The sequence below is a fragment of the Mycobacterium sp. 1482292.6 genome, assembly GCF_001672995.1.
Classification (GTDB): domain Bacteria; phylum Actinomycetota; class Actinomycetes; order Mycobacteriales; family Mycobacteriaceae; genus Mycobacterium; species Mycobacterium europaeum_A.
Genome location: NZ_LZKV01000243.1, coordinates 1 through 22,849, shown reverse-complemented (window position 1 = coordinate 22,849; position 22,849 = coordinate 1). Strand labels below are relative to the sequence as shown.

Genomic DNA, 22,849 nt, shown 5'->3' with positions numbered 1-22,849 from the left:
GGAGGTGCGCGAGGTCAACTTCGGCGTCGACGGCAAGAACCTGCTGGAGCGGATCTCCCTGGTCGCGCGGCCGGGCACGCTCACCGCGCTGATCGGCGGGTCGGGCGCGGGCAAGACCACCCTGTCGCGGCTGATCGCCGGGTACGCCACCCCGTCGTCGGGAACGGTCACCTTCGAGGGCCACGACATCCACACCGAATACGCGTCGCTGCGCACCAGGATCGGCATGGTCCCGCAGGACGACGTCGTGCACCGCCAGCTCACCGTCAGCCAGGCGCTCGGCTACGCCGCCGAGCTGCGCCTGCCGCCCGACACCAGCAAGGCCGACCGCGAACAGGTCGTCGCCCAGGTGCTCGACGAGCTGGGCCTGACCGAGCACGCGGACACCCGGGTCGACAACCTGTCCGGGGGCCAGCGCAAACGCGCCTCGGTCGCGCTGGAACTGCTGACCGGTCCGTCGCTGCTGATCCTCGACGAGCCGACCTCCGGGCTGGATCCGGCCCTGGATCTACAGGTCATGACCATGCTGCGACAGCTCGCCGACGCCGGCCGCGTCGTGCTGGTGGTCACCCACTCGCTGACCTACCTCGACGTCTGCGACCAGGTGCTGCTGATGGCGCCCGGCGGCAAGACAGCGTACCTGGGCCCGCCCGGCCAGATCGGCGCGGCCATGGGCACCACCAACTGGGCGCACATCTTCGCCAAGGTGGGCGCCGATCCCGACGAGGCCAACCGCCGCTTCCTCGCGCAGAACAGGCCGCCGCCGCCCACCCGGACCGAGGCGCCGGCCGAACTGGGCACCCCGGCGCACACCAGCAAGCCCCACCAGTTCTCCACGATCGCCCGCCGCCAGGTCCGGCTGGTGGTCGCCGACCGGGCCTACTTCGCCTTCCTGGCGGTGCTGCCGTTCGTGATGGGCGCGCTGTCGTTGACGGTCCCCGGCAGCGTCGGGTTCGGCTACGCCGATCCGGTCAGCGAATCGGCCGGCGAGGCGGGGATGATCCTGACCCTGCTCACCATGGCGGCGGCGTTCATGGGCACCGCGCTGACCATCCGCGACCTGATCGGCGAGCGGCCGATCTTCCGGCGCGAACAGGCGGTCGGCCTGTCCAGCACGGCGTACCTGCTGGCCAAGGTCGCGGTGTTCTGCACGTTCGCGGTCATCCAGGCGGCCATCGCCACGGCGATCGTGGTGCTGGGCAAGGGACCGCCGACGCGGCCGGCGGTGCTGCTGGGGCATTCCAGTTTCGCGGCCACGCTCGAGCTGTTCGCCGGGGTCGCGGCGACGTGCGTGGCGTCGGCCATGCTGGGCCTGCTGCTCTCGGCGCTGGCGCGGTCCCATGAGCAGATCATGCCGCTGCTGGTGGTGTCGCTGATGATGCAGATGGTGCTCTCCGGCGGCATGGTGCCGGTCACCCACCGGATCTTCCTCGATCAGCTGTCCTGGCTGGTGCCCTCGCGGTGGGGGTACGCGGCGCAGGGGTCGACGGTCGACCTGTGGACGGTGTCACCCGGCCCGCAGAGCCCGCGGGACAGCCACTTCCAGCACACGCCGGCGGCCTGGCTGTTCGACATGGCCATGCTCGCGGTGCTCACGGTCGGCTACGCCGCGCTGGTGCGGTGGCGCATCCGGCTCACCCGCTGAGCGATCAGCCGCTGATGGCTCAGCCGTCGAGCCCCGCGTCCAGCCGCAGCCCGTGGGCGAGCGCGAAGGCCACGGCCTGATCCACGTCGACGCGGGCGCCGGCCAGCGCGGCCGTCGTCCACAACGCGGAGTCCACGGCCGCCCCGCGCAGGTCGGCGTCGTCCAATCGGGCGCCGGCGGTGCGCGCGCCCCGCAGGTCCGCGCCGCGCAGCACCGCCTTGCGCAGGTCGGCCTCCACCAGGCCGGCCTCGCGCAGCCGGCAGCCGCTCAGGTCGACGCTGCGCAGGTCGATGCCGCCGAGCACGGCCAGCGTGAAGTCCACCTCGTCGAACGTGATCGGCCGCAGCCGGCACTCGACGAACACCGACCCGAGCATCGAACACTGGGAAAAGGTGCTGTGCCACAACGACGTCCGGTGGAACGTGCAGTTGCGAAACGCCGAGCCGCGGTGCTGCGACTCGGCCAGGTTGGCACCGCTGAAGTTGCACTCGGTGAACACCACCCGCTCGGTCCGCAACCGGCTGAGGTCGTCGTCAGTGAAGTCATGGCCCTCGAATTCTCGATCGACCCACGGGGCGGTCAATTGGCCGACAGGCTGGCCAGGGCGTATTCGCTGACCGCGATCAGGGCATCGGTCGCCGACCGGCGATCCCTGGCGTCGACGGTGATCACCGGGATGTGCGGCGGCAGGGTCAGCGCCTCGCGCACCTCGGCGACCGGGTAGCGGGGAGCGCCGTCGAACTCGTTGACCGCGACCAGAAACGGCAGGTTGCGGTGCTCGAAGAAGTCGACGGCGGCGAAGCTGTCCTGCAGGCGCCGGCAGTCGACCAGCACGACCGCGCCGATCGCGCCGCGCACCAGGTCGTCCCACATGAACCAGAAGCGGCGCTGCCCCGGCGTGCCGAACAGGTAGAGCACCAGGTCTTCGGCCAGGGTGATCCGCCCGAAATCCATCGCGACGGTGGTGGTCCGCTTGTCCGGGGTGGCCTCCAGCGCGTCGACGCCGGCCGAGGCGTCGGTGAGCATCGCCTCGGTGCGCAGCGGCATGATCTCCGACACCGCCCCGACGAAGGTGGTCTTGCCGGCCCCGAACCCGCCGGCGATCACGATCTTCGTCGACGCGTGGGCGCCGGAGTCGGGCTGCACCTCAGAGTGCGCGTAAGCCACGCAGTGTCCTTCCTATGAGTTCGGAGCGCTCATCCCTGCTCGAGCGCTCGGACAACGTCTTGTGCACCCGAAGGTAGCCGGACAGCACCAGATCTCCGACCAGGACGCGCGCGACGCCGAGCGGAAGGTCCAGGCGGGCCGAGATTTCGGCGACCGACGGGTGCTCGACGCACAGTTGGATGATTCTGCCTCTCGCGTCGTTGGGCGGCCACCGGTGCGCCAGCCCGGCCTGCAGCGCCTGAATCGGCGCTTCGAGGGGAAGGTCGACGTTGGTGTCGGTCCGTCCCGACGTCAGGGTGTACGGGCGGACCAGGTTCCCCTTACGGTGCGCCGGCCAGGTCTCGGGGGTGTCCATCGCGGGTCACGAGACGCTGGACCGGCGGGTCGACTGCACCACGCCGCCCACCCGTTCGACGAGGACGGCCATCTCATAGCCGATCTGACCGATGTCACACGACGTCACGGCCAGCGTCGCCAGGTGCGACCCGTCCCCGACCCGCATCAGCAACAGGTAGCCGTTCTGCATCTCGACCACCGACTGCAGCACCTGGCCGCCGTCGAACAGCTGCGCGGCACCGGTGGCGAGGCTGGCCAGCCCGGAGGCCACCGCGGCCAGCTGGTCGGCGCGTTCCCGCGGCAGGTGCTCGCTGGCGGCGATGGGCAGCCCGTCGACGGACACCAGCAGCGCGTGGGCGACGCCGGGGACCTCGCGGGCGAACCTGGTCACCAGCCAGTCCAGGGACCCGCTGTCGAATTTGTCGGGGGAACTCATTATTGGTCGGATCCTTGATCGGTGTCGCGGGCGTGCGAGCGTCCGGTGCGCACGCCGTCGAAATGGTTACTGAACGAGGCGCGAACCGCCTCGGGGTCGCGGGTGACGGCCGCGTGCTGGGGCTCCCGGTGCGACGGGGATAGGCCGCTGCGCTGCTGGTCGGGCTCGGCCGGTTCGCCCGCTGCGCCGCCGTTGGCGCCGCCGGGCACCAGCCGGGCGCCCGGGGTGCGCACCGGCAGGCCGTGGTCGGTGGTGTGCGCTTCGACGGGCTTGTCCTCGGCCGCCGCCGCCAGTGTCCAGCCCCGGTCCCAGACTGACTGCCAATCCAGGTCGGGGCTGTTGACCAGGTCGTGCGGGTCGCCCAGCATCTCCGAGAGCATCCGCCGGTAGATGACGTCGTCGTCGGCCGGGGTCGCCGACGTTTTCGGCGCCGACGGGATGGACGCGCCCGGGGCGGGCCGCGCCGGCTGGTCCTGCCGGGGCTGCGTGCGGCCGTCGGCCTCCCGGGACCGGGCCGCGAAGAAGGCCGAGGTGTCCGACGCCGCCCGGGCCGGCGCGGGTTCGGGCGCCGGTGTCGGCTGGGGCGCCGATGCGGGCTGGGGCTCGGGGGTGGGCTTGGGCTCCGGCGCGGGCGCCGCCTTGGGGGCACTCTCCCACCAGGGGGTCGCCAGCTCGCGGCGCTGGCGGCGGGGCAGCTGCTCGGCGGGCGGCGCGGGGACTTCGGTGATGCCGCTGGAACCCGGGTTGCGGCGCGGCAGCAACGTGACCGACGGCCCGGACGCGTCCGGGGCGCTGCGCGCCGCCGGCTCGAGGGAGCCGTCGGGCCGCCCGGCGTCGTCGGCGGGCGCGGCGGTCGCGCTGGCCAGCTTGGCGCTCGGCGAGGAGACCGCCCGGATGTGGCGCGGCGCAGCCGACTCGGCGACGGCCGACCCGGCCAGCACCGTCGGCGGCAGGTAGATCTCGGCGGTGGTGCCGGAGCCCGACTCGTTGGCCGCCGGGCCGCGCAGGCCGACCCGGATGCCGTGCCGGGCCGCGATCCGGCCGACCACGAACAGACCCATGTGCCGGGCGTTGTCGGGGCTGACGTCGCCCCCGGCCTGCAGCCGCATGTTGGCCATCCGCCGGTCGGTGTCGTTCATCCCCAGACCGGAGTCGGCGATCCGCACCACGACGCCGCCTTGCGGATCCGAGCCGCCGCGCGAGGCCGAGATCCGCGCCGAGCTGGTCGGCGGCGAGTAGCGCAGCGCGTTGTCGATCAGCTCGGCGAACAGGTGGATGGCGCCGCCGGCGGCCGCGCCGATCAGCGAGCACTCGGGCAGCCCGGCGACTTCGACACGGCGGTAATCCTCGACCTCGGAGACCGCGGCGTTGATCACCGTGGCCAGCGGCACCGGGTCGCGCTGGTCGCGGGCCAGCTGCGCGCCCGCTAGCACCAGCAGGTTGGCGCTGTTGCGGCGCAGCCGCGCCGCCAGGTGGTCGAGGCGGAACAGGCTGTCCAGGCGGTCGGGGTTGTCCTCGTTGCGTTCCAGCCGGTCGATGAGCGCCAGCTGCTGGTCCACCAGCGAGCGGCTGCGCCGCGACATGGTCTCGAACATGTCGTTGACCAGCAGCCGCAACCGCGTCTCGTCGCCGGCCAGCAGCAGGGCCTGGGTGTGCAGCTCGTCGACCGCGTGCGCGACCTGGCCGATCTCCTCGGTGGTGTAGACCGGTAGCGGGGTCGGAATCGGTTCGGGCCCACCGGCTTTCACCCGGGCGATCTCCTCCTCGAGATCGGTGTGGGCGACTTTGAGCGCGCCGTCGCGCAGGATGCGCAGCGGCCGCACCAGCGCCCGCGCGACCAGCAGCACGACCGCCAACGCGATCACGATCGCGGCCAGCACCAGGACGGTGTCGGTGATCGCGGCCGAGCGGCGCTCGGCGGCCTGGGCGTGCACCGACTTGGTCACCGACGCGGTCGCGTTCTTGATGACCTGGTCGGCGATGTCGTCGGTGGTCTGGATCGAACGCAGCAGGTCGGCGTTGTCGACCAGCACGCTGGCCGGATCGGACATGATCGCCATCCGGCTCACCATCTGCTGTTGCAGCGTCTTGGCCTCCGGCGACCCGGCCCCCAGCACCTCGCTCATCCCGAACAGGGTCGAGGGTTCGGTGCCGGCCAGGGTGGTCATCGAGGTCCGCAGCTGCGGCTCGGGCAGTTCGGCCCCGCGGGTGACCAGGATTTTCTGCATCGTCATCTGGCCGCGGGCGCCCACCGCCCGGCTCAGGCCCTGCGCCTGGGCGCGGATCTTCTCGTCGTCGACGCGCACCGAGGCGTTGATGACGTCCTCGGCGGTCAACAGGATCGGCGCGTAGAGGGTGACCCGCTCCCGCAAACCGAGGGCGGGGTCGGCCGCCTTGTTGACCAGCATCTGCCCGCCGTCGAGCAGGTTGGTCACCCCGGAACGGACGTCGGAGTTGACGTCGGTGTCGTCCAGCCTGGACTGCAGTTCGCCCTTGCGCGCCTCGTAGTTCTTCTTGGCGCCGTCGACGTCGCGCCCGGTGGAGCCGGCCAGCAGCGCGACGTCGAGCGCGGACATGTATTTGGTGATGACCGGGACGACGTCGGCGCGGGTGGCGGCCAGCCGCAGGCCGGCCGCGTTGGCCATGGCGGCATTGATGCGCAGCACCCCGAAGACCGTCGCCAATGCCAGCGGGACCAGCACGATCGCCAGCACCTTCCAGCCGACCGGCCAGTTGGTCAGCGACCAGGACGGCGGGCGCTTGGCCGGCGCCGCGTCCGCCCCGCCCACCGGCGCGGGCTGGGCGACTTCCGCCTCGGCCGGGTTGGTCGGGCGGGTGAACATGGTCATGTCATCGCGGCCGCACGACCGGCCGCTGCGCTGACGCTGAGCGCTGAAAGAAACGAGAGGCTCATGAAACTTCCTGCTTTATTTCGCCCGCCCCGCGCCAGATAGGCGTGTGCGTGTAAGTGTGGCAATCCGACGAGTATGACAGCCCGCGGCGCGGGCCACCAGAATCGTTACTGAGCAGACAGGTCCCTCCAAGGTGGCGGCGCGCCCGCGCGGCCACCCCTGGCAAACACCGCCGAGCGCGCAATCCTAGGCGGGACGAAGCAGCGCGACCAGGAAATCGGAGTCGTCGCGCAACGGCCGCATATCCCAGGTGGACAGCAGCAGATCGGGCGCGAAGCCCGCGTCGACCGCGTCGTTGAGGAACACGTCGAACTCGTAGTCGCGGCCGGCGCCGAAGCCGATCGCGGCGCGGCCGTCGTCGGCGACGTGGGCGCGCAGCCGGCTCAGCACCTGGATGCGGGTGCTGGGCGCCAGGAACGCCATGACATTGCCGGCGGAGACGATGACGTCGAACGGTTCGGCGATGCCGCGCAACGGCAGGTCCAGCTCGGCCAGGTCGCCGACCAGCCAGCGCGGCCCGGGGTAGTCCTGTTCGGCAGCCTCGATCAGCGCCGGGTCGACGTCCACACCGACCACCCGGTGGCCGACCGTGGCCAGATATCCGCCCAGCCGGCCGGGCCCGCAGCCGGCGTCCAGGATGTGGGCGCCGCGCGGCGCCATCGCGTCCACGAAGCGGGCCTCGCCGGCCAGGTCGTCGCCGGCGCGGGTCATCGCGCGGAAACGTTCGATGTACCACTGCGAATGGCCGGGATCGGCAGCGACCTTCTGCATCCAGATGCTCTGCTCGACCATGCGACCATTATCCCCGTTGTGTTCAAGCTGATGTTTCTGGCGCCGCGGATCCCGCCCAATACCGGCAACGCCATCCGGACGGCGGCGGCGACGGGCTGCGAATTGCATCTGGTCGAGCCGATGGGGTTCGACCTGTCCGAACCCAAGCTGCGGCGGGCCGGGCTGGACTACCACGACCTGGCGTCGGTCACCGTGCACGCGTCACTGGCGGATGCCTGGGCGGCGCTGTCACCGCAGCGGGTGTTCGCCTTCACCGCGCACGCGCCCACCTCGTTCGCCGACGTGCGCTACCGGGCCGGCGACGTGTTGATGTTCGGTCCCGAACCCACCGGGCTGGACGCCGCGACGCTGGCCGACCCGCACATCACCGGGCAGGTGCGCATCCCGATGCTGGCGGGCCGGCGCTCGCTGAACCTGTCCAACGCCGCGGCGATCGCCGTCTACGAAGCCTGGCGGCAACACGGCTACGCCGGGGCCCGATGAGTACTGGGCCCCGCGCGAGTCAGCAGTGATATGGCTACCTTCATCACGATCGGTTACGGAGACGAAGCCGGCTACCGCCGGGCGAGCGACGACTGCAAGCGTGCCGCGCACACGCGCGACGACGAACTGCGTGCGGCCGGCGCACTTGTCGGGATTGCCGGAGAACCCGTTGCCGTGCGCAACCCAGACAGCGCCGGACTGCGGGTCGAGGCCGGGTCGTTTATGAGTTCAGAGCTGCCGATCGCGGGGTTCGCCGTGTTCGAGGCCGATGACCTCGAGGCGGCGATCGAGCGGGTGAGTCAGACGCCCTGCGCGGTCGCGCACGGGGTGGTCGAAGTCTGGCCGCTGGTCACCACGCGTCCCAGTGCGTGACCTGGTCGGCGGGCAGCCGCTTGGCCGGGCGGAAATCGGTGCCCTTGGTGTAGGCGATCGGGAACAGCCCGCCCTGGCTGTAGCGGTCGTTCGGGATGCCCAGGATGTCGGCGACCCGTTGCTCGCCGTCGCCCAGCAGGTGCAGCGTCGTCCAGCACGACCCCAGTCCCCGCGAGCGCAGCGCCAGGCAGAAGCTCCAGACCGCCGGGAACAGCGACGCCCAGAACGACACCCCGCCCAGCGGCGACTTGTCCGGGCGGCCCTCCAGGCACGGGATCAGCAGGACCGGTGCCTCATGCATGTGCTCGGCGAGGTAGGTCGCGGAATCGCGGACCGCGCCCATCCGCTCGCCCCGCGTGTCGCCTTCGGGGTATTCGGCCCCCGGGGCGCTGAGGTAGCCGCGGGCGTTGGCCAGGTAGACGTCGGCGATCGCCTTCTTCTTCTCGGCGTCCTCGATGAACACCCATTGCCAGCCTTGCGAATTGGAACCGGTGGGCGCCTGCAGCGCCAGTTCGAGGCATTCCGTCAGCACGTCGCGGCCCACCGGCTTGTCGAAGTCGAGACGCTTGCGGACCGAGCGGGTGGTGGTGAGCAGTTCGTCGACGGACAGATTCAGGGTCATGCTTGGAGGTTACATTCGGCTGATGAGCGTCGAACTGACACAAGAGGTTTCCAACAGGCTGCGGTCAGACAACTTCGGCTGGCTGACCACCGTCGCCAAATCGGGTCAGCCGGTTCCCCGGCTGGTCTGGTTCTACTTCGACGGCACCAAGCTGACGGTGTACACGTTGCCGCAGGCCGCCAAGGTCGCCCACGTCAAGGCGCACCCCCAAGTCAGCCTCAACCTTGATTCGGACGGAAGCGGTGGCGGCATCATCGTCATCGGCGGGACGGCCACCATCGATGCCACCGACGTCAATTGCCGGAACGACGAACCGTACTGGGCGAAATACCGTGAGCTTGCCGAGCAATTGGAGTCGAACGAGGGCATGTCGATGGATGCATTCAGCACCCGGCTGGCGATTACCCCGAGCCGGGTCTGGACGACGCCGGGCGGTTAGTCGTCGTCCTGAGAGGTCAGTTTGTGGGTGGGGGCGGCGCATCGCGCGGAATCGCCCCGTCGCAGCCGCCGGGCGGTGGCGGCGCCGGAAGAGGCTCGTCGCCGCTGACGCAGTCGTAATAGAACTGAGGTCCGGTCAACCAGGTTTTCATCCACTGGTGCCAATACGACCCGTCGGGATACTTGTCGCCATCACAGACGGCCAACTTGCCGTAACCCCATCGATCGCCCGGGCAGAAGCCCTTCGTGATGTCCGGCTGGTGCGGGTCGGCCGGCCCGGGCGGGTCGGCGCCGGCGACCGGGGCAGAAAAGACAAGCGCTGCAGCACAACTCAGTATCGCGGCGCCATGGCCCGCAGCCTTGAATCTCATGTTGAAAGTAACGGTGAATCGTTACTGCCGATTCCACGCAACGGGTCATTTACAGCCGATTCCAAGCGATGGCGAGGGTGATTCCTAGCGAAAGTCGCGGGATTTCGAGCCGACCGCCAGGGTGATGCGGCCCAGCCGCTCGGCGACGACGGTGATCGCGCCGCTGGCGTTCTGGACCTGCCCGCGCACCAGCAGCGCCGGCGCCGAGTTCGCCAGCTTGCGATGCCGCGCCCACACCCACGGGGCGCAGAGCACGTTGACCATCCCGGTCTCGTCCTCGAGGTTGATGAACGTGACCCCCTGCGCCGTGCCGGGCCGCTGCCGATGGGTGACCGCGCCGGCGATCAGCACCCGGTCGCCGTCGGGCACCGAGCCCAGCTTCTCAGCGGGCACCACCCCCATCGCGTCCAGGTCGGCCCGCAGGAACTGCGTCGGGTAGCTGTCCGGGGAGACGCCGGTGGCCCACACGTCGGCGGCGGCCAGCTCCAGCTCGCTCATCCCGGGCAGCGCGGGGATGTGCGAGGACGATCCCACCCCGGGCAACCGGCCCGGCCGCTGGGTGGCCGCCGCCCCGGCCGCCCACAACCCCTCGCGCCGGGACATGCCGAAGCAACCAAAAGCCCCGGCCGTCGCCAGCGCCTCGGTCTGCGGCACGCTCAACTGCAGCCGTGCCGTCAGGTCCAGCAGAGAAGCGAACGGGCCGTTGGCTTTTCGCTCCTCGACCAGCCGCTCGGCCAGGTCGTCGCCGATATGGCGGACCGCGCCCAGCCCCAACCGCACCTCGGTTCCGGCGTTCTCCAGCGTGGCGTGCGCCAGGCTGGCGTTGACGCACGCGCCGTGCACCGTCACGCCGTGCCGGCGCGCATCGGCCACCAGCGACTGCGGTGAGTAGAACCCCATCGGCTGGGCGCGCAGCAGCGCCGCGCAGAACGCCGCCGGGTGGTGCAGCTTGAACCACGACGAGTAGAAGACCAGCGACGCGAAGCTCAGCGCATGGCTTTCCGGGAAGCCGAAATTGGCGAAGGCCTCCAGCTTTTCGTAGGTGCGGTCGATCACCTCGTCGCTGGCGCCGTGCAGCGCGCGCATGCCCTCGTAGAATCGGCCGCGCAGCCGTCGCATGCGTTCGGTCGAGCGCTTGGACCCCATGGCGCGGCGCAACTGATCGGCCTCGGCGGCCGAGAAACCCGCGCAGTCGACCGCGAGCTGCATCAGCTGCTCCTGAAAGAGCGGCACTCCCAACGTCTTTCGCAGCGCCGGCTCCATGGACGGGTGGTCGTAGACCACCGGCGCCTCCCCGTTGCGCCGCCGGATGTAGGGATGCACCGACCCGCCCTGGATGGGGCCGGGACGGATCAGCGCGACCTCCACCACCAGGTCGTAGAACACCCGCGGCTTCAGCCGCGGCAGGGTGGCCATCTGCGCGCGTGACTCCACCTGGAACACGCCGACGGAATCGGCGCGGGCCAGCATCTCGTACACCGCCGGCTCGGAGAGGTCGAGGCGGGCCAGGTCCACCTCGATCCCCTTGTGCTCGGCCACCAGGTCGATGGCATAGTGCAGCGCCGACAGCATCCCCAGCCCGAGCAGGTCGAACTTCACCAAACCGATTGCCGCACAGTCGTCTTTGTCCCACTGCAGGACGCTGCGGTTCTCCATGCGCGCCCACTCCACCGGGCACACGTCGGCGATCGGCCGGTCGCAGATCACCATGCCGCCGGAATGAATGCCCATGTGCCGCGGCAGGTTGCGGATCTGGTTCGCCAGGTCGACCACCGGTTCGGGAATGCCCTCGACATCGGGTGCGTCGGCGAGCCCGTTCCAGTGGTTGATCTGCTTGCTCCACGCGTCCTGCTGGCCCTGCGAGAAGCCCAGGGCGCGGGCCATGTCGCGCACCGCGATCTTTCCCCGGTAGGTGATGACGTTGGCGACCTGGGCGGCATAGTCGCGGCCGTATTTGTCGTAGACGTACTGGATGACCTTTTCGCGCTGGTCGGACTCGATGTCCATGTCGATGTCGGGCGGCCCGTCGCGGGCCGGCGACAGGAAGCGCTCGAACAGCAGCTCATTGGCCACCGGGTCGACGGCGGTGACACCGAGGGCGTAACAGACCGCGGAGTTGGCCGCCGATCCCCTCCCCTGGCACAGGATGTTGTTCTCCCGGCAGAACCGGGCGATGTCGTGCACCACCAGGAAGTAACCCGGAAACGTCAGGTGGGCAATGACTTTGAGTTCGTGCTCGATCTGGGCATAGGCGCGCGGCGCCTGCTCGGCCGACCCATAGCGCCGGCGCGCCCCGGCCATGGTCAGCTGCCGCAGCCAGCTGTCCTCGGTGTGCCCGGCGGGCACGTCGAACGGCGGCAGCTGCGGCGCGATGAGCGCCAGCCCGAACGCACACTGCTCGCCCAGCTCGGCGGCCGCGGTCACCACGTCGGGGCCCCCAAAGGGCACCTGCGCGAACAACCGGGCCATCTCCTCCCCGGAGCGCAGGTGCGAACCGCCCAGCGGAGCCAGCCACCCGGCGGCCGAATCCAGGGACTCCCGCGCCCGGATCGCGCCCATCGCCATGGCCAGCCGGCGCCGCGACGGCCCCGCGAAATGCGCGCCGGTGGTGGCGACGACGCCCACCCCGAAGCGTGGGGCCAGCGCGGCCAGCGCGGCGTTGCGTTCATCATCGAGCGGTTGACCGTGATGGGTGAGCTCGATGCTGACCCGGTGCGCACCGAAGCGGTCCACCAGGTCGGCCAGCGCCCGCTCGGCCGCGGATGGCCCCCCCTCGGAAAGCGCTTGGCGCACATGGCCTTTGCGACAGCCCGTCAGGATGTGCCAGTGTCCGCCGGCGGCCTCGGTCAGCGCGTCGAAATCGTAACGGGGCTTGCCCTTCTCGCCGCCGGCCAGGTGCGCCGCGGCCAGTTGCCGCGACAACCTCCGGTAACCCTCCGTACCGCGGGCCAGCACCAGCAGGTGCGGGCCGGGCGGGTCCGGCACCTCGGTGCGCGCGCCCGGGCCCAGCGACAGTTCGGCGCCGAACACGGTGCGCATGTCGAGCTCGGCCGCCGCTTCGGCGAACCGCACCGCCCCGTACAGGCCGTCGTGATCGGTGAGCGCCAGGGCGCGCAGGTCCAGCCGGGCCGCCTCCTCGACCAGTTCCTCGGGCGTGCTCGCCCCGTCCAAGAAGCTGAACGCCGAATGCGCATGCAGTTCGGCATAGGCGACGGACGAGCGGGACGCCCGGCCGTCATCCGGCGGCTGATACGTCGCGCGCCGGCGCGACAGCGGACCGTCGGATTCCGGGCCCGCCGACTCCCCGGCATGGCGCGGCTTGCTGTCGAGCACCCGCTCCATTTCCGCCCAGCTCGGCGGCCCGTTGAACCAGCCCACGGATGCAAGTATATCGAACTGGTGTTCGATTTAACCTCGGCCCAGTACAACCGTTGTTAAACCGATCGTCAACTCCTAAACAAGGTCTTAACGCTGCGGGCACTACCGCGGATCACGAGCTCCACAGATACTGGTACAAGTTCAAAAAAGCGGACACGGCCGGGGGCAGCATGGCGCAGACACTGGACACGGCATTCCTGCAGGCCCACGATCCGGATCAGCACGCCAGCCTGGCGGTCGGGGCGGTCGCCATCGTCGACGGCACCGCGCCCGATTACGAGCGGCTCAAAAGCCTTCTGGCGGAACGTATCCAGCCCATCGCGCGATGCACCCAGCTGCTGCGGGCCCAGCCGCGCAATCAGGAGTGGATCGACTGCCCGGACTTCGACCTGGCCCACCACTTGCGCCGGGTGGCGATTCCCCGCCCGGGCGACGAGGCTGAGCTGTCCCGGGCCATCGCCTACGCGCTGGAACGGCCACTGGATTCCGACCGGCCACCGTGGGAGTGCTGGATCATCGAGGGCCTGACGGGCAACCGATGGGCGATCCTGATGAAAACCCATCACGGGCTGCTCGACGGCAACCCGGCCGCCCGGCTGATCAGCAGGCTCTGCGACGACGCCGACGCCGACACCTTCGCCAACAATGCCGCGGGCAAGCAGGTTGCGCCATCCACATCCGCCAAACCGGGCTGGGCGGACGCGCTGTGGCGCGCCTCGTTCGCCACCGGCAACCTGATCGACGCGCTGTGGCCGGTCGTGCGCACCGACGCGGTGAGCACGCTGCGGCGCTACAGCACCGTGCGGGTGCCGATCGCCGACGTCGACAGCGTCTGCCGCAAGTTCGGGGTGAGCGCCAACGACGTCGCGCTGGCCGCCATCACCGAAGGATTCCGCACGGCGCTGATCGGCCGCGGCGAACAACCGCGGGCCGACTCGCTGCGCGCCCTGGTGCCGCTGCCGGTCCGCTCGGCCATGCTCTCGCACCTGCCGGTCGAACACGACGACCCGGTGCGGCGGTTGCAGACCGTGCACACCCGGTGGCAGGCCAAGCAGGCCGCCCAGCCCCTGGGTATCGCGGAGTCGGTGCTCGGCTTGCTGCCGAAGATGTTGCGCAGCAATGTCTTACAGCTGCTCTCCCGCGTGCCGCAGCGGGCCATCGTCACGCTGGCCACCAACGTGCCCGGGCCGCGCCGCCGGCTTCGGGTGATGGGCCAGACGCTGGAACGGCTGCTGCCGATCCCCCCGACCGCCACGGCGCTGCACACCGGCGTCGCGGTGCTGAGCTACGGCGACGAACTGGTCTTCGGGATCACCGCCGAGCACGGCGACGCGTTCGACGTCAAGCAGCTGGCCGCCGGCATCGAGCTGGGCATGGCGCGCCTGGTGGCCCTCGGCGACGATTCCGTGCTGCTGTTCACCCGCAAGCGTTCCCCGCGCCGGGTCGCCCGCCCGGTACCGCCGACGCATCCGTCGGCGCCGGGGCGCGCCCGGCACTGACCCGGCCCTGACCCGGCCCCGGGGGCGCCGGCCACCGTGAGAAGGTTGGTCATGGGCAAATTGGGGCGGGCCGTCATCGACCCGCGCCGCCATGACGCGGTGCTGTTCGACGCCGACGGCGCGCTCGGCTCGTCGTTGGCCGCGCAACTGCGCGAAATCGGGGTGGGCGCCGCGGTAAGCGCCGACGGCCCGGCGCGGACGGCCGACCGGCTGCGGGTGCGCCCCGGCCGTTGCGTGGTGGTCGCCGGGGACGCCGCGGGCGTCGAGGCCGCGCGCGCCGCCGGGTTCGCGCTGGTGATCGGCCTCGACCCGGCCGCCGGTGCCGCGCTGGAGGATGCCGGGGCCGACGCGGTGGTCGCCGACCTGGACGAGGTCACCGTGCGCACCGGGGACCGCCGGATGTCGCAACTGCCGGATGCGTTGCGGGCCTTGGCCGATGGGCTGGCCTCCCGGCGCCCGGCCGTGTTCTTCGACTTCGACGGCACGCTGTCGGACATCGTCGACGACCCGGATGCGGCGCGGCCCGTCGCCGGGGCCACCGAGGCGTTGGAGAAGCTGGCCGCGCGGTGCCCGGTCGCGGTGCTGTCCGGCCGCGACCTGGCCGACGTGGCCAAACGCGTTGGCGTGCCGGGCATCTGGTATGCGGGCAGCCACGGCTTCGAGCTGACCGCCCCCGACGGCACCCACCACCAGAACGAGGCCGCGGCCGCCGCCATCCCGGTGCTCGAGGGGGCGGCCGGGCGGCTGCGCGACGAGCTGGGCGGGATCGCCGGCGTCGTGGTGGAGCACAAGCGATTCGGGGTCGCCGCGCACTACCGCAACGCCGCCCGCGACCGCGTCGGCGAGGTGCTGGCGGCGGTGCGCGCCGCTGGCCGCCGCGACGGGCTTCGGGTCACCACCGGCCGCGAGGTGATCGAGCTGCGCCCGAACCTGGACTGGGACAAGGGCAAAACGCTGCGCTGGGTGATCGATCACCTGCACCGGGCCGGCTCCGGTGCGCTCACGCCGGTCTACCTCGGCGACGACATCACCGACGAGGACGCGTTCGACGCGGTGCGCGCGGGCGGCGTGCCGATCCTGGTGCGGCACGGCGACGACGGCGACCGCGCCACCGCCGCGCTGTTCGCGCTCGACAGTCCCGCGCGGGCCGCCGAGTTCACCGACCGGCTGGCCGATCAGCTCAGCGGCTAGCGGCGGTCGCCCCCATCAGGGCGCGGCGTATTCCACCGCGCCGTCGTCGAGCACCACCCGCGCGTCGGCACCGTCGGTTCCGGAGGCCTCGGTGCGGAACACCGCCTTGCCCGGCTCGGTGCGCCAGATCAGCGTGGTCAGCGTCTCGCCGGGGAACACCGGCGAGGTGAAGCGCGAGGCGATCGAGGTGATGTTGGCCGCGACGCCGCCGCCGAGCTCGGCGACCAGCGCGCGACCCGACACCCCGTAGGTGCACAGCCCGTGCAGGATCGGCTTGGGGAAGCCGGCCAGCTCGCGCGCGAACCACGGGTCGCTGTGCAGCGGGTTGCGGTCCCCGGAGAGCCGGTAGATCAGCGCCTGGTCCTCGCGGGTGGGCAGCGCGATCCGGGCGTCCGGCTCGCGGTCGGGGAATTCGGGTGCGATCGGTCGCTGACCCGGCATGCCGCCGAAGCCGCCCTCGCCCCGGATGACCAAGGTGGTGAGCGTCTCGGCGATCAACTTCCCGGAATCCGGTTCGGTGCCCCGGCCGCGCAGCACCAGGATCGCGTTCTTACCCTCACCCTTGTCCTGGATGTCGGCGACCTCCGACACCACCGAGAGTTTTCCGGCGGGCGGCAGCGGCGCGTGCAGCCGGATGCTCTGCGATCCGTGTAACAGCATGGCCCAGTTGAACTTTCCGACCAGGCCCGCCGCGCCGAAGGCCGGGCAGCAGATCACCGCGTAGGTCGGCAGCACCTGCTGGTCGATGTCGTGGCTGTTCTCGGTGGTGAATGCCAGGTCGTCGATCCCGGCGCCGACGCCGAGCGCGTAGAGCAGCGTGTCCCGATCGGTCCATTCGAACTGCATGGGTTCGGTGACCGCGCCGACGGCACTCGGATCAATCGCCATGGAAGTCTCCTGATCGTTGGGTAGGGATCCTGGGTCCACTCTGGCATCCGGCGAAACGAGGGCATGATCAAGGCCCTCTCCCCGGGGCCGCGCGGTAACAAAGCAACGCAAACCCTTCCCAGCGGAGCCGTCGACAGGGCAGGCTATCGACATGCCCAAGCGCAGCATGATCCGCAAGGCCGGCGTCGCGCTGGCCGCGCTCACCGCCACGATGATCGTCGCCGGCTGCGGCGGCTCACCGCAGGCGCGGTCCATCACGGTGACGTTCATCCGGCACGCCCAGTCCGAGGCCAACGCCAGCGGCGTCATCGACACCGGGGTGCCGGGCCCCGGCCTGACCCCGGAGGGCAAGGGACAGGCCGAACAGGTCGCGCACCAACTCGGCCGCAAGGACTACGACGCCGTCTACGCCTCCACCATGATCCGGACGCAGCAGACCGCCGCTCCGCTGGCCGCCGAACTCGGCAAGCAGGTGGAGGTGCTACCCGGCATCCAGGAGATCGACGCCGGCTGGTTCAACGGCAAACCCGAGTCGATGGCCAAGTCGACGTACATGCTGGCGCCGGCGAACTGGATCAACGGCGACGTGTCCGACAGCATCCCCGGCTCGGTCAGCGGCAAGGAGTTCAACGACCAGTTCACCGCGGCGATCAACAAGATCTACAACAGCGGGCACCGCAACCCGGTGGTGTTCTCGCACCGGAACTCGATCATGGTGTGGACGCTGCTGAACGCCCAGAACGCCAAGGACAGCCTGATGGACAGCCACCCGATTCCGAACACGGGACGGGTGGTGATCAGCGGGAACCCGATGACCGGCTGGACGCTGGTCGACTGGGACGGGATTCGCGACTTCCACAGCTAAACGCCACCGCACAAGATCGGCAGTTGACGTGCGCGGCTGCCACCGCCACCATGTCTTCATGCGGTATGTCGTTACCGGCGGTACCGGGTTTATTGGTCGCCGCGTCGTGTCTCGCCTTCTGGAATCGGAGCCCGAGGCGCAGGTGTGGGTGCTGGTCCGACGCCAGTCGCTGGGCCGTTTCGAGCGGCTCGCGGCGGCGTGGGGTGAACGGGTGAAACCCCTGGTCGGTGCGCTGCCGGAACTGGATCTGAGCGACGAGGCGCTCGCCGAGCTGGGCCGGGTCGATCACGTCGTGCACTGTGCGGCGATCTACGACATCACCGCCGGCGAACCCGAACAGCGGGCCAGCAACGTCGAGGGCACCCGCGCGGTGATCGCGCTGGCGCAGCGGTTGGACGCGACGTTGCACCACGTGTCGTCGATCGCGGTGGCGGGCGATTTCGCCGGCGAATACACCGAGGACGACTTCGACGTGGGCCAGCAGCTGCCGACGCCCTATCACCAGACCAAGTTCGAGGCCGAGCTGCTGGTGCGCTCGGCGCCGGGTCTGCGTCATCGCATCTACCGCCCCGCGGTGGTGGTGGGCGATTCGCGCACCGGCGAGATGGACAAGGTGGACGGCCCGTACTACTTCTTCGGCGTGCTGGCCAAGTTGGCGGTCCTACCCAAGCTGACCCCGATCCTGCTGCCCGACACCGGCCGCACCAACATCGTGCCAGTGGACTACGTCGTCGACGCGCTGGTCGCGCTGATGCACGCCGACGGCCGCGATCAGCAGACGTTCCACCTGACCGCCGAGAAGACCATCGGCCTGCGTGGCATCTACCGCGGCGTGGCCAAGGCGGCCGGGCTGCCGCCGCTGCGCGGTTCACTGCCCCGTGCGGTGGCCGCCCCCGTGCTCAAGGTGCGCGGGCGCGCCCGGGTGGTGCGCAACATGGCGGCCACCCAGCTCGGCATCCCCGCCGAGGTGCTCGACGTCGTGGACCTGGCGCCCACCTTCGTCAACGAGAAGACACGAGATGCGTTGCGGGACACCGGGATAACTGTTCCCGAGTTCGCCGGCTACGCGCCCAAGCTGTGGCGGTACTGGGCGGAGCACCTCGATCCGGATCGGGCGCGCCGCGACGATCCGCGGGGACCGTTGCAGGGTCGCCACGTCATCATCACCGGGGCGTCCAGTGGCATCGGCCGGGCGGCGGCCATCGCGATCGCCGAGCGGGGCGCCACCGTGTTCGCGCTGGCCCGCAACGGCCCGGCGCTGGATTCGCTGGTCGCCGAGATCCGCGCCAATGGTGGTGCCGCCCATGCCTTTACGTGTGATGTCACCGATTCGGCGTCGGTGGAACACACCGTCAAGGACATCCTGGGCCGGTTCGACCACGTCGACTACCTGGTGAACAACGCCGGCCGGTCCATCCGCCGCTCGGTGGTCAACTCGACTGACCGGCTACACGACTACGAGCGGGTGATGGCGGTCAACTACTTCGGCGCGGTCCGGATGGTGCTGGCGCTGCTACCCCATTGGCGCGAGCGCCGATTCGGCCACGTCGTCAACGTGTCGAGCGCCGGTGTGCAGGCCCGCAATCCCAAATACAGCTCGTACCTGCCGTCCAAGGCGGCGCTGGACGCGTTCTCCGACGTGGTGGGTTCGGAGGTGCTGTCGGACCACATCACCTTCACCAACATCCATATGCCGTTGGTGCGCACGCCCATGATCGTGCCGTCGCACCGGCTCAACCCGGTGCCGGCGATCAGCCCCGAGCGGGCGGCGGCGATGGTGGTGCGCGGGCTGGTGGAAAAGCCGGCCCGCATCGACACCCCGCTGGGGACGCTCGCCGAGGCCGGCAACTACTTCGCCCCGCGGACGTCGCGGCGGGTCCTGCACCAGCTCTACCTGGGCTATCCCGACTCGGCGGCGGCACGCGGGCTGACCGCCCACCCGGCCCCGGCGCCCGCCGCGCGCGGCCCGCGGCGCAAGCCCAGCCGGCCGGTGCGCGCCGTCACCCGCGGCATCCGCACACCGCGTCCGGTCAAGCGGCTGGTCCGCCTGGTGCCCGGCGTGCACTGGTAGTCACTTCTGCAGCGTGAACTGGTTGACGTCGATGTAGCCGACGCGGAACGCGTCGGCGCAACCGGTCAGGTACTTCATGTACCGCTCGTAGACCTCCTCGGACTGCAGCGCGATGGCCTCGTCCTTATGCGACTCAAGCCCGGCGGCCCAGATGTCGAGCGTCTTGGCATAGTGCGGCTGCAACGACTGCACGCGAGTCACCGTGAAGCCGTTCGCGGTGGCGCGCTCCTGCACCATCGGGATCGACGGCAGCCGTCCGCCCGGGAAGATCTCGGTGACAATGAATTTGATGAACCGGGCGAACGTGAACGAGATCGGCATGCCGCGCTCGACCATCTCCGTCGGGTGCAGCCCGGTGATGGTGTGCAGCAGCATGATCCCGTCGTCGGGCAGCAGGTCGTGCGCCAGAGTGAAGAACGCGTCGTAGCGTTCGTGCCCGAAGTGCTCGAAGGCGCCGATGCTGACGATCCGGTCGACCGGCTCGTCGAACTGCTCCCAGCCCTGCAGCAGGATCCTGGCCGACCGCGGGCTCTCGGACTTCGCGATCAGCTGTTCGACGTGGTCGGCCTGGTTGCGGCTCAGGGTGAGGCCGACGACGTTGACGTCGTACTTTTCCATCGCCCGCATCATGGTGGCCCCCCACCCGCAGCCCACATCGAGCAACGTCATGCCCGGCTGCAACCCGAGTTTGCCGAGGGCGAGGTCGATCTTGGCGATCTGGGCCTCTTCCAGCGTCATGTCGTCGCGCTCGAAGTACGCGCAGCTGTACGTCTGGGTGGGATCGAGGAATAGCCGGAAGAAGTCGTCCGACAGGTCGTAGTGGGCCTGCACATCGTCGAAGTGCGGCGTTAAATCAGTCCCCTCCGGGGGCTCCGACGTGGTTGGCATTGTGCCAGCCTAGTCGCCGGTATGTTGGAAGCAATGACCTCGCCCGTTTTCGTTGACGTCGACACCGGCGTGGACGATGCGCTGGCGCTGATCTACCTGTTCGCCAGCCCGGACGCCGAAGTGGTCGGCATCGCCTCGACCGGGGGAAACGTTGGGGTGGAACAGGTTTGCGAAAACAATCTCGGCCTGCTGCAGCTGTGCCAACGCACCGGGATACCGGTTTCCAAGGGCTCGCCACAGACCCTGACCGGCCCGATGCGGCTGCCGTCAAAAGTCCACGGCCCCAGGGGATTGGGCTATGCCGACCTGCCGCCGGGCTCGGGCCGGCTCACCGACTATGACTCGGCGAGCGCCTGGGTGCGCGCGGCGCGGGCCTTTCCCGGTGAGCTCATCGGGGTGGCGACCGCCCCCTTGACCAACTTGGCGCTGGCGCTGCGCGCCGAACCCGAGCTGCCGACGCTGCTGCGCCGGCTGGTGATCATGGGCGGGTCCTACGACCACCGGGGCAACACCACGGCGGTGGCCGAGTGGAACATCAGCGTCGATCCCGAGGCGGCGGCCGAGGTGCTGGCGGCGTGGCGCCCCGAAACCGTTGGGCAACAGCGGCTTCCGATCCTGTGCGGTCTCGACCTGACCCGCAAGGTCGCGTTGACGCCGGATCACCTCGCGCGGCTGGCCGCGGCCGCGGGGGCGACGACGACGCGGCTGAGCGAAGCCGACGAGCCCGGCACCCGGTCGGGCGCGTCCAACCCGCTGATCCGGGTGATCGAGGACGCGGCGCGGTTCTACCTGGAGGCCTATCACGAACTCGGCCACGGGTATCAGGCACACATGCACGATCCGTTGGCCGCCGCCGTCGCGCTGGACCCCGAACTGGTCAGCACGCGTGCGGCGACGGTGGACATCGAGCTGACCGGGACCCTGACCCGCGCCATGACGGTGACCGATTGGTCGGATCGTCGAGAACCCAACGCGCTGATCGGCATTGACGTCGACGCGGCGGCGTTCTTCGATCGGTTCATCGAACGGGTGGGGCCGTTCGCACGGCAGTTGGGGGGTTGACCGATGAAGATTCGCGCGATCGAACTGATCCGGGCGGGATGGGGTGCGGTGCTGCTGGCCGCCCCCGCTGAGGTGCTCGATCACATCCACGGGGTGCAGGTCGACCGCAAGGCGCTCGTCGTCACCCGGATCCTGGGCGCCCGCCATCTGACCCAGGCGGCCCTGTCGGGAGTCAACCCCGGCCCGGAGGTGCTGGCGGCCGGGGTCTGGGTCGACGTCGTGCACTCGGCGACCGCGCTCGGCCTGGCGGTCCTCGACCGCCGCCGCGCCCGCGGCGGGGTCACCGACGCCGCCGTCGCGGCGACCTGGGCGGCGCTCGGCTGGCGGCATCTGCGCGCCGGACGGGCCAGGACAGACGGCGTCCGGGGCCGCGACCGGCTGGCCCGCACCGTGGTGGGCGCCCTGCCCGGCGGCGGCGGGCTGATGGCGCGGGCGCAGGCGGTGCGCGCCCAATAGCGGGCGGATCCCGCCCGGGCCAACGCGGCCGTCAAACGAAGAACCACCAGCTGATGGCGCCTTTTGCGGTCAAGAATCCCGGCTTACGCCGTGTCTCGTTGCCCCAAGTTTTTGATGTTGGGACAATGGAAGTTCGTACTTGACGAATTGGTGGGGAGTGGGGCTCGACGTCCAGCGTCATCGGCTCTCATCAAGTGAAAGGTTTTGCGAGTCATGACGGAGCTGGTTACCGGGAAAACGCTGCCGAACGTGGTCGTCACTGGCGTCGCCATGACGACCGCGTTGGCTACTGACGCCGAGAGCACCTGGAAGCTGTTGCTGGACAGCCAAAGCGGTATCCGCAAACTCGAGGATTCGTTCGTCGAGGAGTTCGACCTGCCGGTGCGCATCGGCGGACACCTGCTGGAGGAATTCGACGGCGGCCTGACGCGCGCCGAACGCCACCGGATGGGCTACCTGCAGCGGATGTCGACCGTGCTGAGCCGACGGGCCTGGGAGAACGCCGGCTCACCCGAGGTCGACCCCAACCGGCTGATGGTCTCCATCGGCACCGGCCTGGGGTCGGCCGAGCAGATCGTGTTCAGCTATGACGACCTGCGGGCCCGTGGCATCAAGGGGGTCTCGCCGCTGGCGGTGTCGAAGTACATGCCCGACGGGGCGGCCGTCGCGGTGAGCCTGGAGCGGCACGCCAGGGCCGGGGTGATCACGCCGGTGTCGGCGTGCGCGTCGGGTTCCGAGGGGGTGGCCCAGGCCTGGCGCAACGTCGTCTTCGGTGAGGCCGACGTCGCCATCTGCGGTGGCGTCGAGGTCAGGATCGAGGCGGTCGCGATAGCGGCGTTCGCCCAGATGCGCATCGTGATGTCGACCAAGAACGACGACCCGGTGGGGGCCTGCCGCCCCTTCGACCGCGACCGCACCGGATTCGTCTTCGGCGAGGCCGGCGCGCTGATGGTCATCGAAACCGAAGAACACGCCAA

General features: G+C 70.3%; 22 protein-coding genes. 11 read left to right on the top strand and 11 right to left on the bottom strand.

Annotated features, from left to right (window positions below; genetic code table 11):
- A partial coding sequence (locus tag A5624_RS24210; protein WP_156749180.1) for an ATP-binding cassette domain-containing protein occupies nucleotides 1-1,645 on the top strand: 1,645 nt, incomplete at its 5' end.
- A 19-nt stretch (nucleotides 1,646-1,664) separates the two neighbouring features.
- On the opposite strand, the gene A5624_RS24205 is transcribed toward A5624_RS24210, so the two are convergent.
- The 6 genes from A5624_RS24205 to A5624_RS24180 all read right to left on the bottom strand — a co-directional run bounded on the left by A5624_RS24205 (nucleotide 1,665) and on the right by A5624_RS24180 (nucleotide 7,288).
- Complete coding sequence (locus A5624_RS24205; protein WP_066872190.1) at nucleotides 1,665-2,228, bottom strand: pentapeptide repeat-containing protein; 564 nt, start codon at nucleotides 2,226-2,228, stop codon at nucleotides 1,665-1,667.
- On the bottom strand, nucleotides 2,225-2,812 hold the full coding sequence (locus tag A5624_RS24200; protein ID WP_066872187.1) for an ATP/GTP-binding protein: 588 nt from the start codon (nucleotides 2,810-2,812) through the stop codon (nucleotides 2,225-2,227). The genes A5624_RS24205 and A5624_RS24200 overlap by 4 nt, the downstream gene beginning before the upstream one ends.
- Nucleotides 2,793-3,167, bottom strand: coding sequence for a DUF742 domain-containing protein (locus A5624_RS24195; protein ID WP_066872185.1), 375 nt, complete (start codon nucleotides 3,165-3,167; stop codon nucleotides 2,793-2,795). The genes A5624_RS24200 and A5624_RS24195 overlap by 20 nt, the downstream gene beginning before the upstream one ends.
- A 6-nt stretch (nucleotides 3,168-3,173) precedes the next feature.
- A complete protein-coding gene (locus A5624_RS24190; RefSeq protein ID WP_066872182.1) occupies nucleotides 3,174-3,584 on the bottom strand; it encodes a roadblock/LC7 domain-containing protein in 411 nt (136 codons plus the stop codon).
- A complete protein-coding gene (locus A5624_RS24185; protein WP_066872179.1) occupies nucleotides 3,584-6,433 on the bottom strand; it encodes an ATP-binding protein in 2,850 nt (949 codons plus the stop codon). The genes A5624_RS24190 and A5624_RS24185 overlap by 1 nt, the downstream gene beginning before the upstream one ends.
- A gap of 249 nt (nucleotides 6,434-6,682) precedes the next feature.
- Nucleotides 6,683-7,288: a bifunctional 2-polyprenyl-6-hydroxyphenol methylase/3-demethylubiquinol 3-O-methyltransferase UbiG gene (locus tag A5624_RS24180; protein ID WP_066872176.1), complete on the bottom strand. Its 606-nt coding sequence runs from the start codon at nucleotides 7,286-7,288 to the stop codon at nucleotides 6,683-6,685.
- Between the two features lie 18 nt (nucleotides 7,289-7,306).
- On the opposite strand from A5624_RS24180, the gene A5624_RS24175 reads away from it, so the two are divergent.
- Both A5624_RS24175 and A5624_RS24170 read left to right on the top strand, forming a co-directional pair.
- Entirely contained in the window at nucleotides 7,307-7,771 is a 465-nt protein-coding gene (locus A5624_RS24175; RefSeq protein ID WP_066872174.1) for a tRNA (cytidine(34)-2'-O)-methyltransferase, read from the top strand.
- A 30-nt stretch (nucleotides 7,772-7,801) separates the two neighbouring features.
- A complete protein-coding gene (locus A5624_RS24170) occupies nucleotides 7,802-8,143 on the top strand; it encodes a YciI family protein (protein WP_066872171.1) in 342 nt (113 codons plus the stop codon).
- Here the strand turns inward: A5624_RS24170 and A5624_RS24165 are convergent.
- Entirely contained in the window at nucleotides 8,121-8,765 is a 645-nt protein-coding gene (locus A5624_RS24165; protein WP_066872163.1) for a nitroreductase family protein, read from the bottom strand. The genes A5624_RS24170 and A5624_RS24165 overlap by 23 nt on opposite strands.
- A 22-nt stretch (nucleotides 8,766-8,787) precedes the next feature.
- On the opposite strand from A5624_RS24165, the gene A5624_RS24160 reads away from it, so the two are divergent.
- Nucleotides 8,788-9,204: a TIGR03667 family PPOX class F420-dependent oxidoreductase gene (locus tag A5624_RS24160; protein ID WP_066872193.1), complete on the top strand. Its 417-nt coding sequence runs from the start codon at nucleotides 8,788-8,790 to the stop codon at nucleotides 9,202-9,204.
- Between the two features lie 16 nt (nucleotides 9,205-9,220).
- Here the strand turns inward: A5624_RS24160 and A5624_RS24155 are convergent, their stop codons facing one another.
- Together A5624_RS24155 and A5624_RS24150 are read right to left on the bottom strand one after the other, a co-directional pair.
- On the bottom strand, nucleotides 9,221-9,574 hold the full coding sequence (locus A5624_RS24155; protein ID WP_066872160.1) for a hypothetical protein: 354 nt from the start codon (nucleotides 9,572-9,574) through the stop codon (nucleotides 9,221-9,223).
- An 84-nt stretch (nucleotides 9,575-9,658) separates the two neighbouring features.
- On the bottom strand, nucleotides 9,659-12,952 hold the full coding sequence (locus tag A5624_RS24150; protein WP_066872158.1) for an error-prone DNA polymerase: 3,294 nt from the start codon (nucleotides 12,950-12,952) through the stop codon (nucleotides 9,659-9,661).
- Between the two features lie 170 nt (nucleotides 12,953-13,122).
- On the opposite strand from A5624_RS24150, the gene A5624_RS24145 reads away from it, so the two are divergent.
- Nucleotides 13,123-14,451, top strand: a complete 1,329-nt coding sequence (locus tag A5624_RS24145; RefSeq protein ID WP_066872155.1) for a wax ester/triacylglycerol synthase domain-containing protein — start codon at nucleotides 13,123-13,125, stop codon at nucleotides 14,449-14,451.
- 51 nt (nucleotides 14,452-14,502) lie between these two features.
- Nucleotides 14,503-15,642 carry a trehalose-phosphatase gene (gene otsB / locus A5624_RS24140; protein ID WP_066872153.1) on the top strand — a complete coding sequence of 380 codons (1,140 nt, stop codon included), beginning with the start codon at nucleotides 14,503-14,505 and terminating at the stop codon, nucleotides 15,640-15,642.
- A gap of 15 nt (nucleotides 15,643-15,657) precedes the next feature.
- Here otsB and A5624_RS24135 read toward each other — a convergent pair whose 3' ends face one another.
- Complete coding sequence (locus tag A5624_RS24135; RefSeq protein WP_066872150.1) at nucleotides 15,658-16,530, bottom strand: MaoC family dehydratase; 873 nt, start codon at nucleotides 16,528-16,530, stop codon at nucleotides 15,658-15,660.
- Nucleotides 16,531-16,681: 151 nt separating this feature from the next.
- Between A5624_RS24135 and A5624_RS24130 the strand changes: the two genes are divergently transcribed.
- Entirely contained in the window at nucleotides 16,682-17,395 is a 714-nt protein-coding gene (locus A5624_RS24130; RefSeq protein ID WP_066872147.1) for a histidine phosphatase family protein, read from the top strand.
- A gap of 58 nt (nucleotides 17,396-17,453) precedes the next feature.
- Nucleotides 17,454-19,466: an SDR family oxidoreductase gene (locus tag A5624_RS24125; protein WP_066872144.1), complete on the top strand. Its 2,013-nt coding sequence runs from the start codon at nucleotides 17,454-17,456 to the stop codon at nucleotides 19,464-19,466.
- Here A5624_RS24125 and cmaA1 read toward each other — a convergent pair whose 3' ends face one another.
- The gene (gene cmaA1, locus A5624_RS24120) at nucleotides 19,467-20,354 is read right to left on the bottom strand and encodes a cyclopropane mycolic acid synthase CmaA1 (protein ID WP_066872141.1); all 888 of its coding nucleotides are present in this window, start codon (nucleotides 20,352-20,354) and stop codon (nucleotides 19,467-19,469) included.
- A gap of 33 nt (nucleotides 20,355-20,387) precedes the next feature.
- Between cmaA1 and A5624_RS24115 the strand changes: the two genes are divergently transcribed.
- The 3 genes from A5624_RS24115 to A5624_RS24105 all read left to right on the top strand — a co-directional run.
- Entirely contained in the window at nucleotides 20,388-21,416 is a 1,029-nt protein-coding gene (locus A5624_RS24115; protein WP_066872138.1) for a nucleoside hydrolase, read from the top strand.
- A 3-nt stretch (nucleotides 21,417-21,419) separates the two neighbouring features.
- Nucleotides 21,420-21,872: a hypothetical protein gene (locus A5624_RS24110; protein ID WP_066872135.1), complete on the top strand. Its 453-nt coding sequence runs from the start codon at nucleotides 21,420-21,422 to the stop codon at nucleotides 21,870-21,872.
- A 213-nt stretch (nucleotides 21,873-22,085) separates the two neighbouring features.
- A partial coding sequence (locus A5624_RS24105; protein ID WP_304441854.1) for a beta-ketoacyl synthase N-terminal-like domain-containing protein occupies nucleotides 22,086-22,849 on the top strand: 764 nt, incomplete at its 3' end.

Coding starts and splice junctions, on each gene's coding strand:
- otsB (WP_066872153.1), top strand. CDS start 14,503: ATGGGCAAATTGGGGCGGGCCGTCATCGACCCGCGCCGCCATGACGCG.
- A5624_RS24170 (WP_066872171.1), top strand. CDS start 7,802: ATGGCTACCTTCATCACGATCGGTTACGGAGACGAAGCCGGCTACCGC.
- A5624_RS24190 (WP_066872182.1), bottom strand. CDS start 3,584: ATGAGTTCCCCCGACAAATTCGACAGCGGGTCCCTGGACTGGCTGGTG.
- A5624_RS24135 (WP_066872150.1), bottom strand. CDS start 16,530: ATGGCGATTGATCCGAGTGCCGTCGGCGCGGTCACCGAACCCATGCAG.
- A5624_RS24130 (WP_066872147.1), top strand. CDS start 16,682: ATGCCCAAGCGCAGCATGATCCGCAAGGCCGGCGTCGCGCTGGCCGCG.
- A5624_RS24115 (WP_066872138.1), top strand. CDS start 20,388: ATGACCTCGCCCGTTTTCGTTGACGTCGACACCGGCGTGGACGATGCG.
- A5624_RS24165 (WP_066872163.1), bottom strand. CDS start 8,765: ATGACCCTGAATCTGTCCGTCGACGAACTGCTCACCACCACCCGCTCG.
- A5624_RS24180 (WP_066872176.1), bottom strand. CDS start 7,288: ATGGTCGAGCAGAGCATCTGGATGCAGAAGGTCGCTGCCGATCCCGGC.
- A5624_RS24195 (WP_066872185.1), bottom strand. CDS start 3,167: ATGGACACCCCCGAGACCTGGCCGGCGCACCGTAAGGGGAACCTGGTC.
- A5624_RS24110 (WP_066872135.1), top strand. CDS start 21,420: ATGAAGATTCGCGCGATCGAACTGATCCGGGCGGGATGGGGTGCGGTG.
- cmaA1 (WP_066872141.1), bottom strand. CDS start 20,354: ATGCCAACCACGTCGGAGCCCCCGGAGGGGACTGATTTAACGCCGCAC.
- A5624_RS24155 (WP_066872160.1), bottom strand. CDS start 9,574: ATGAGATTCAAGGCTGCGGGCCATGGCGCCGCGATACTGAGTTGTGCT.
- A5624_RS24185 (WP_066872179.1), bottom strand. CDS start 6,433: ATGACCATGTTCACCCGCCCGACCAACCCGGCCGAGGCGGAAGTCGCC.
- A5624_RS24125 (WP_066872144.1), top strand. CDS start 17,454: ATGCGGTATGTCGTTACCGGCGGTACCGGGTTTATTGGTCGCCGCGTC.
- A5624_RS24160 (WP_066872193.1), top strand. CDS start 8,788: ATGAGCGTCGAACTGACACAAGAGGTTTCCAACAGGCTGCGGTCAGAC.
- A5624_RS24145 (WP_066872155.1), top strand. CDS start 13,123: ATGGCGCAGACACTGGACACGGCATTCCTGCAGGCCCACGATCCGGAT.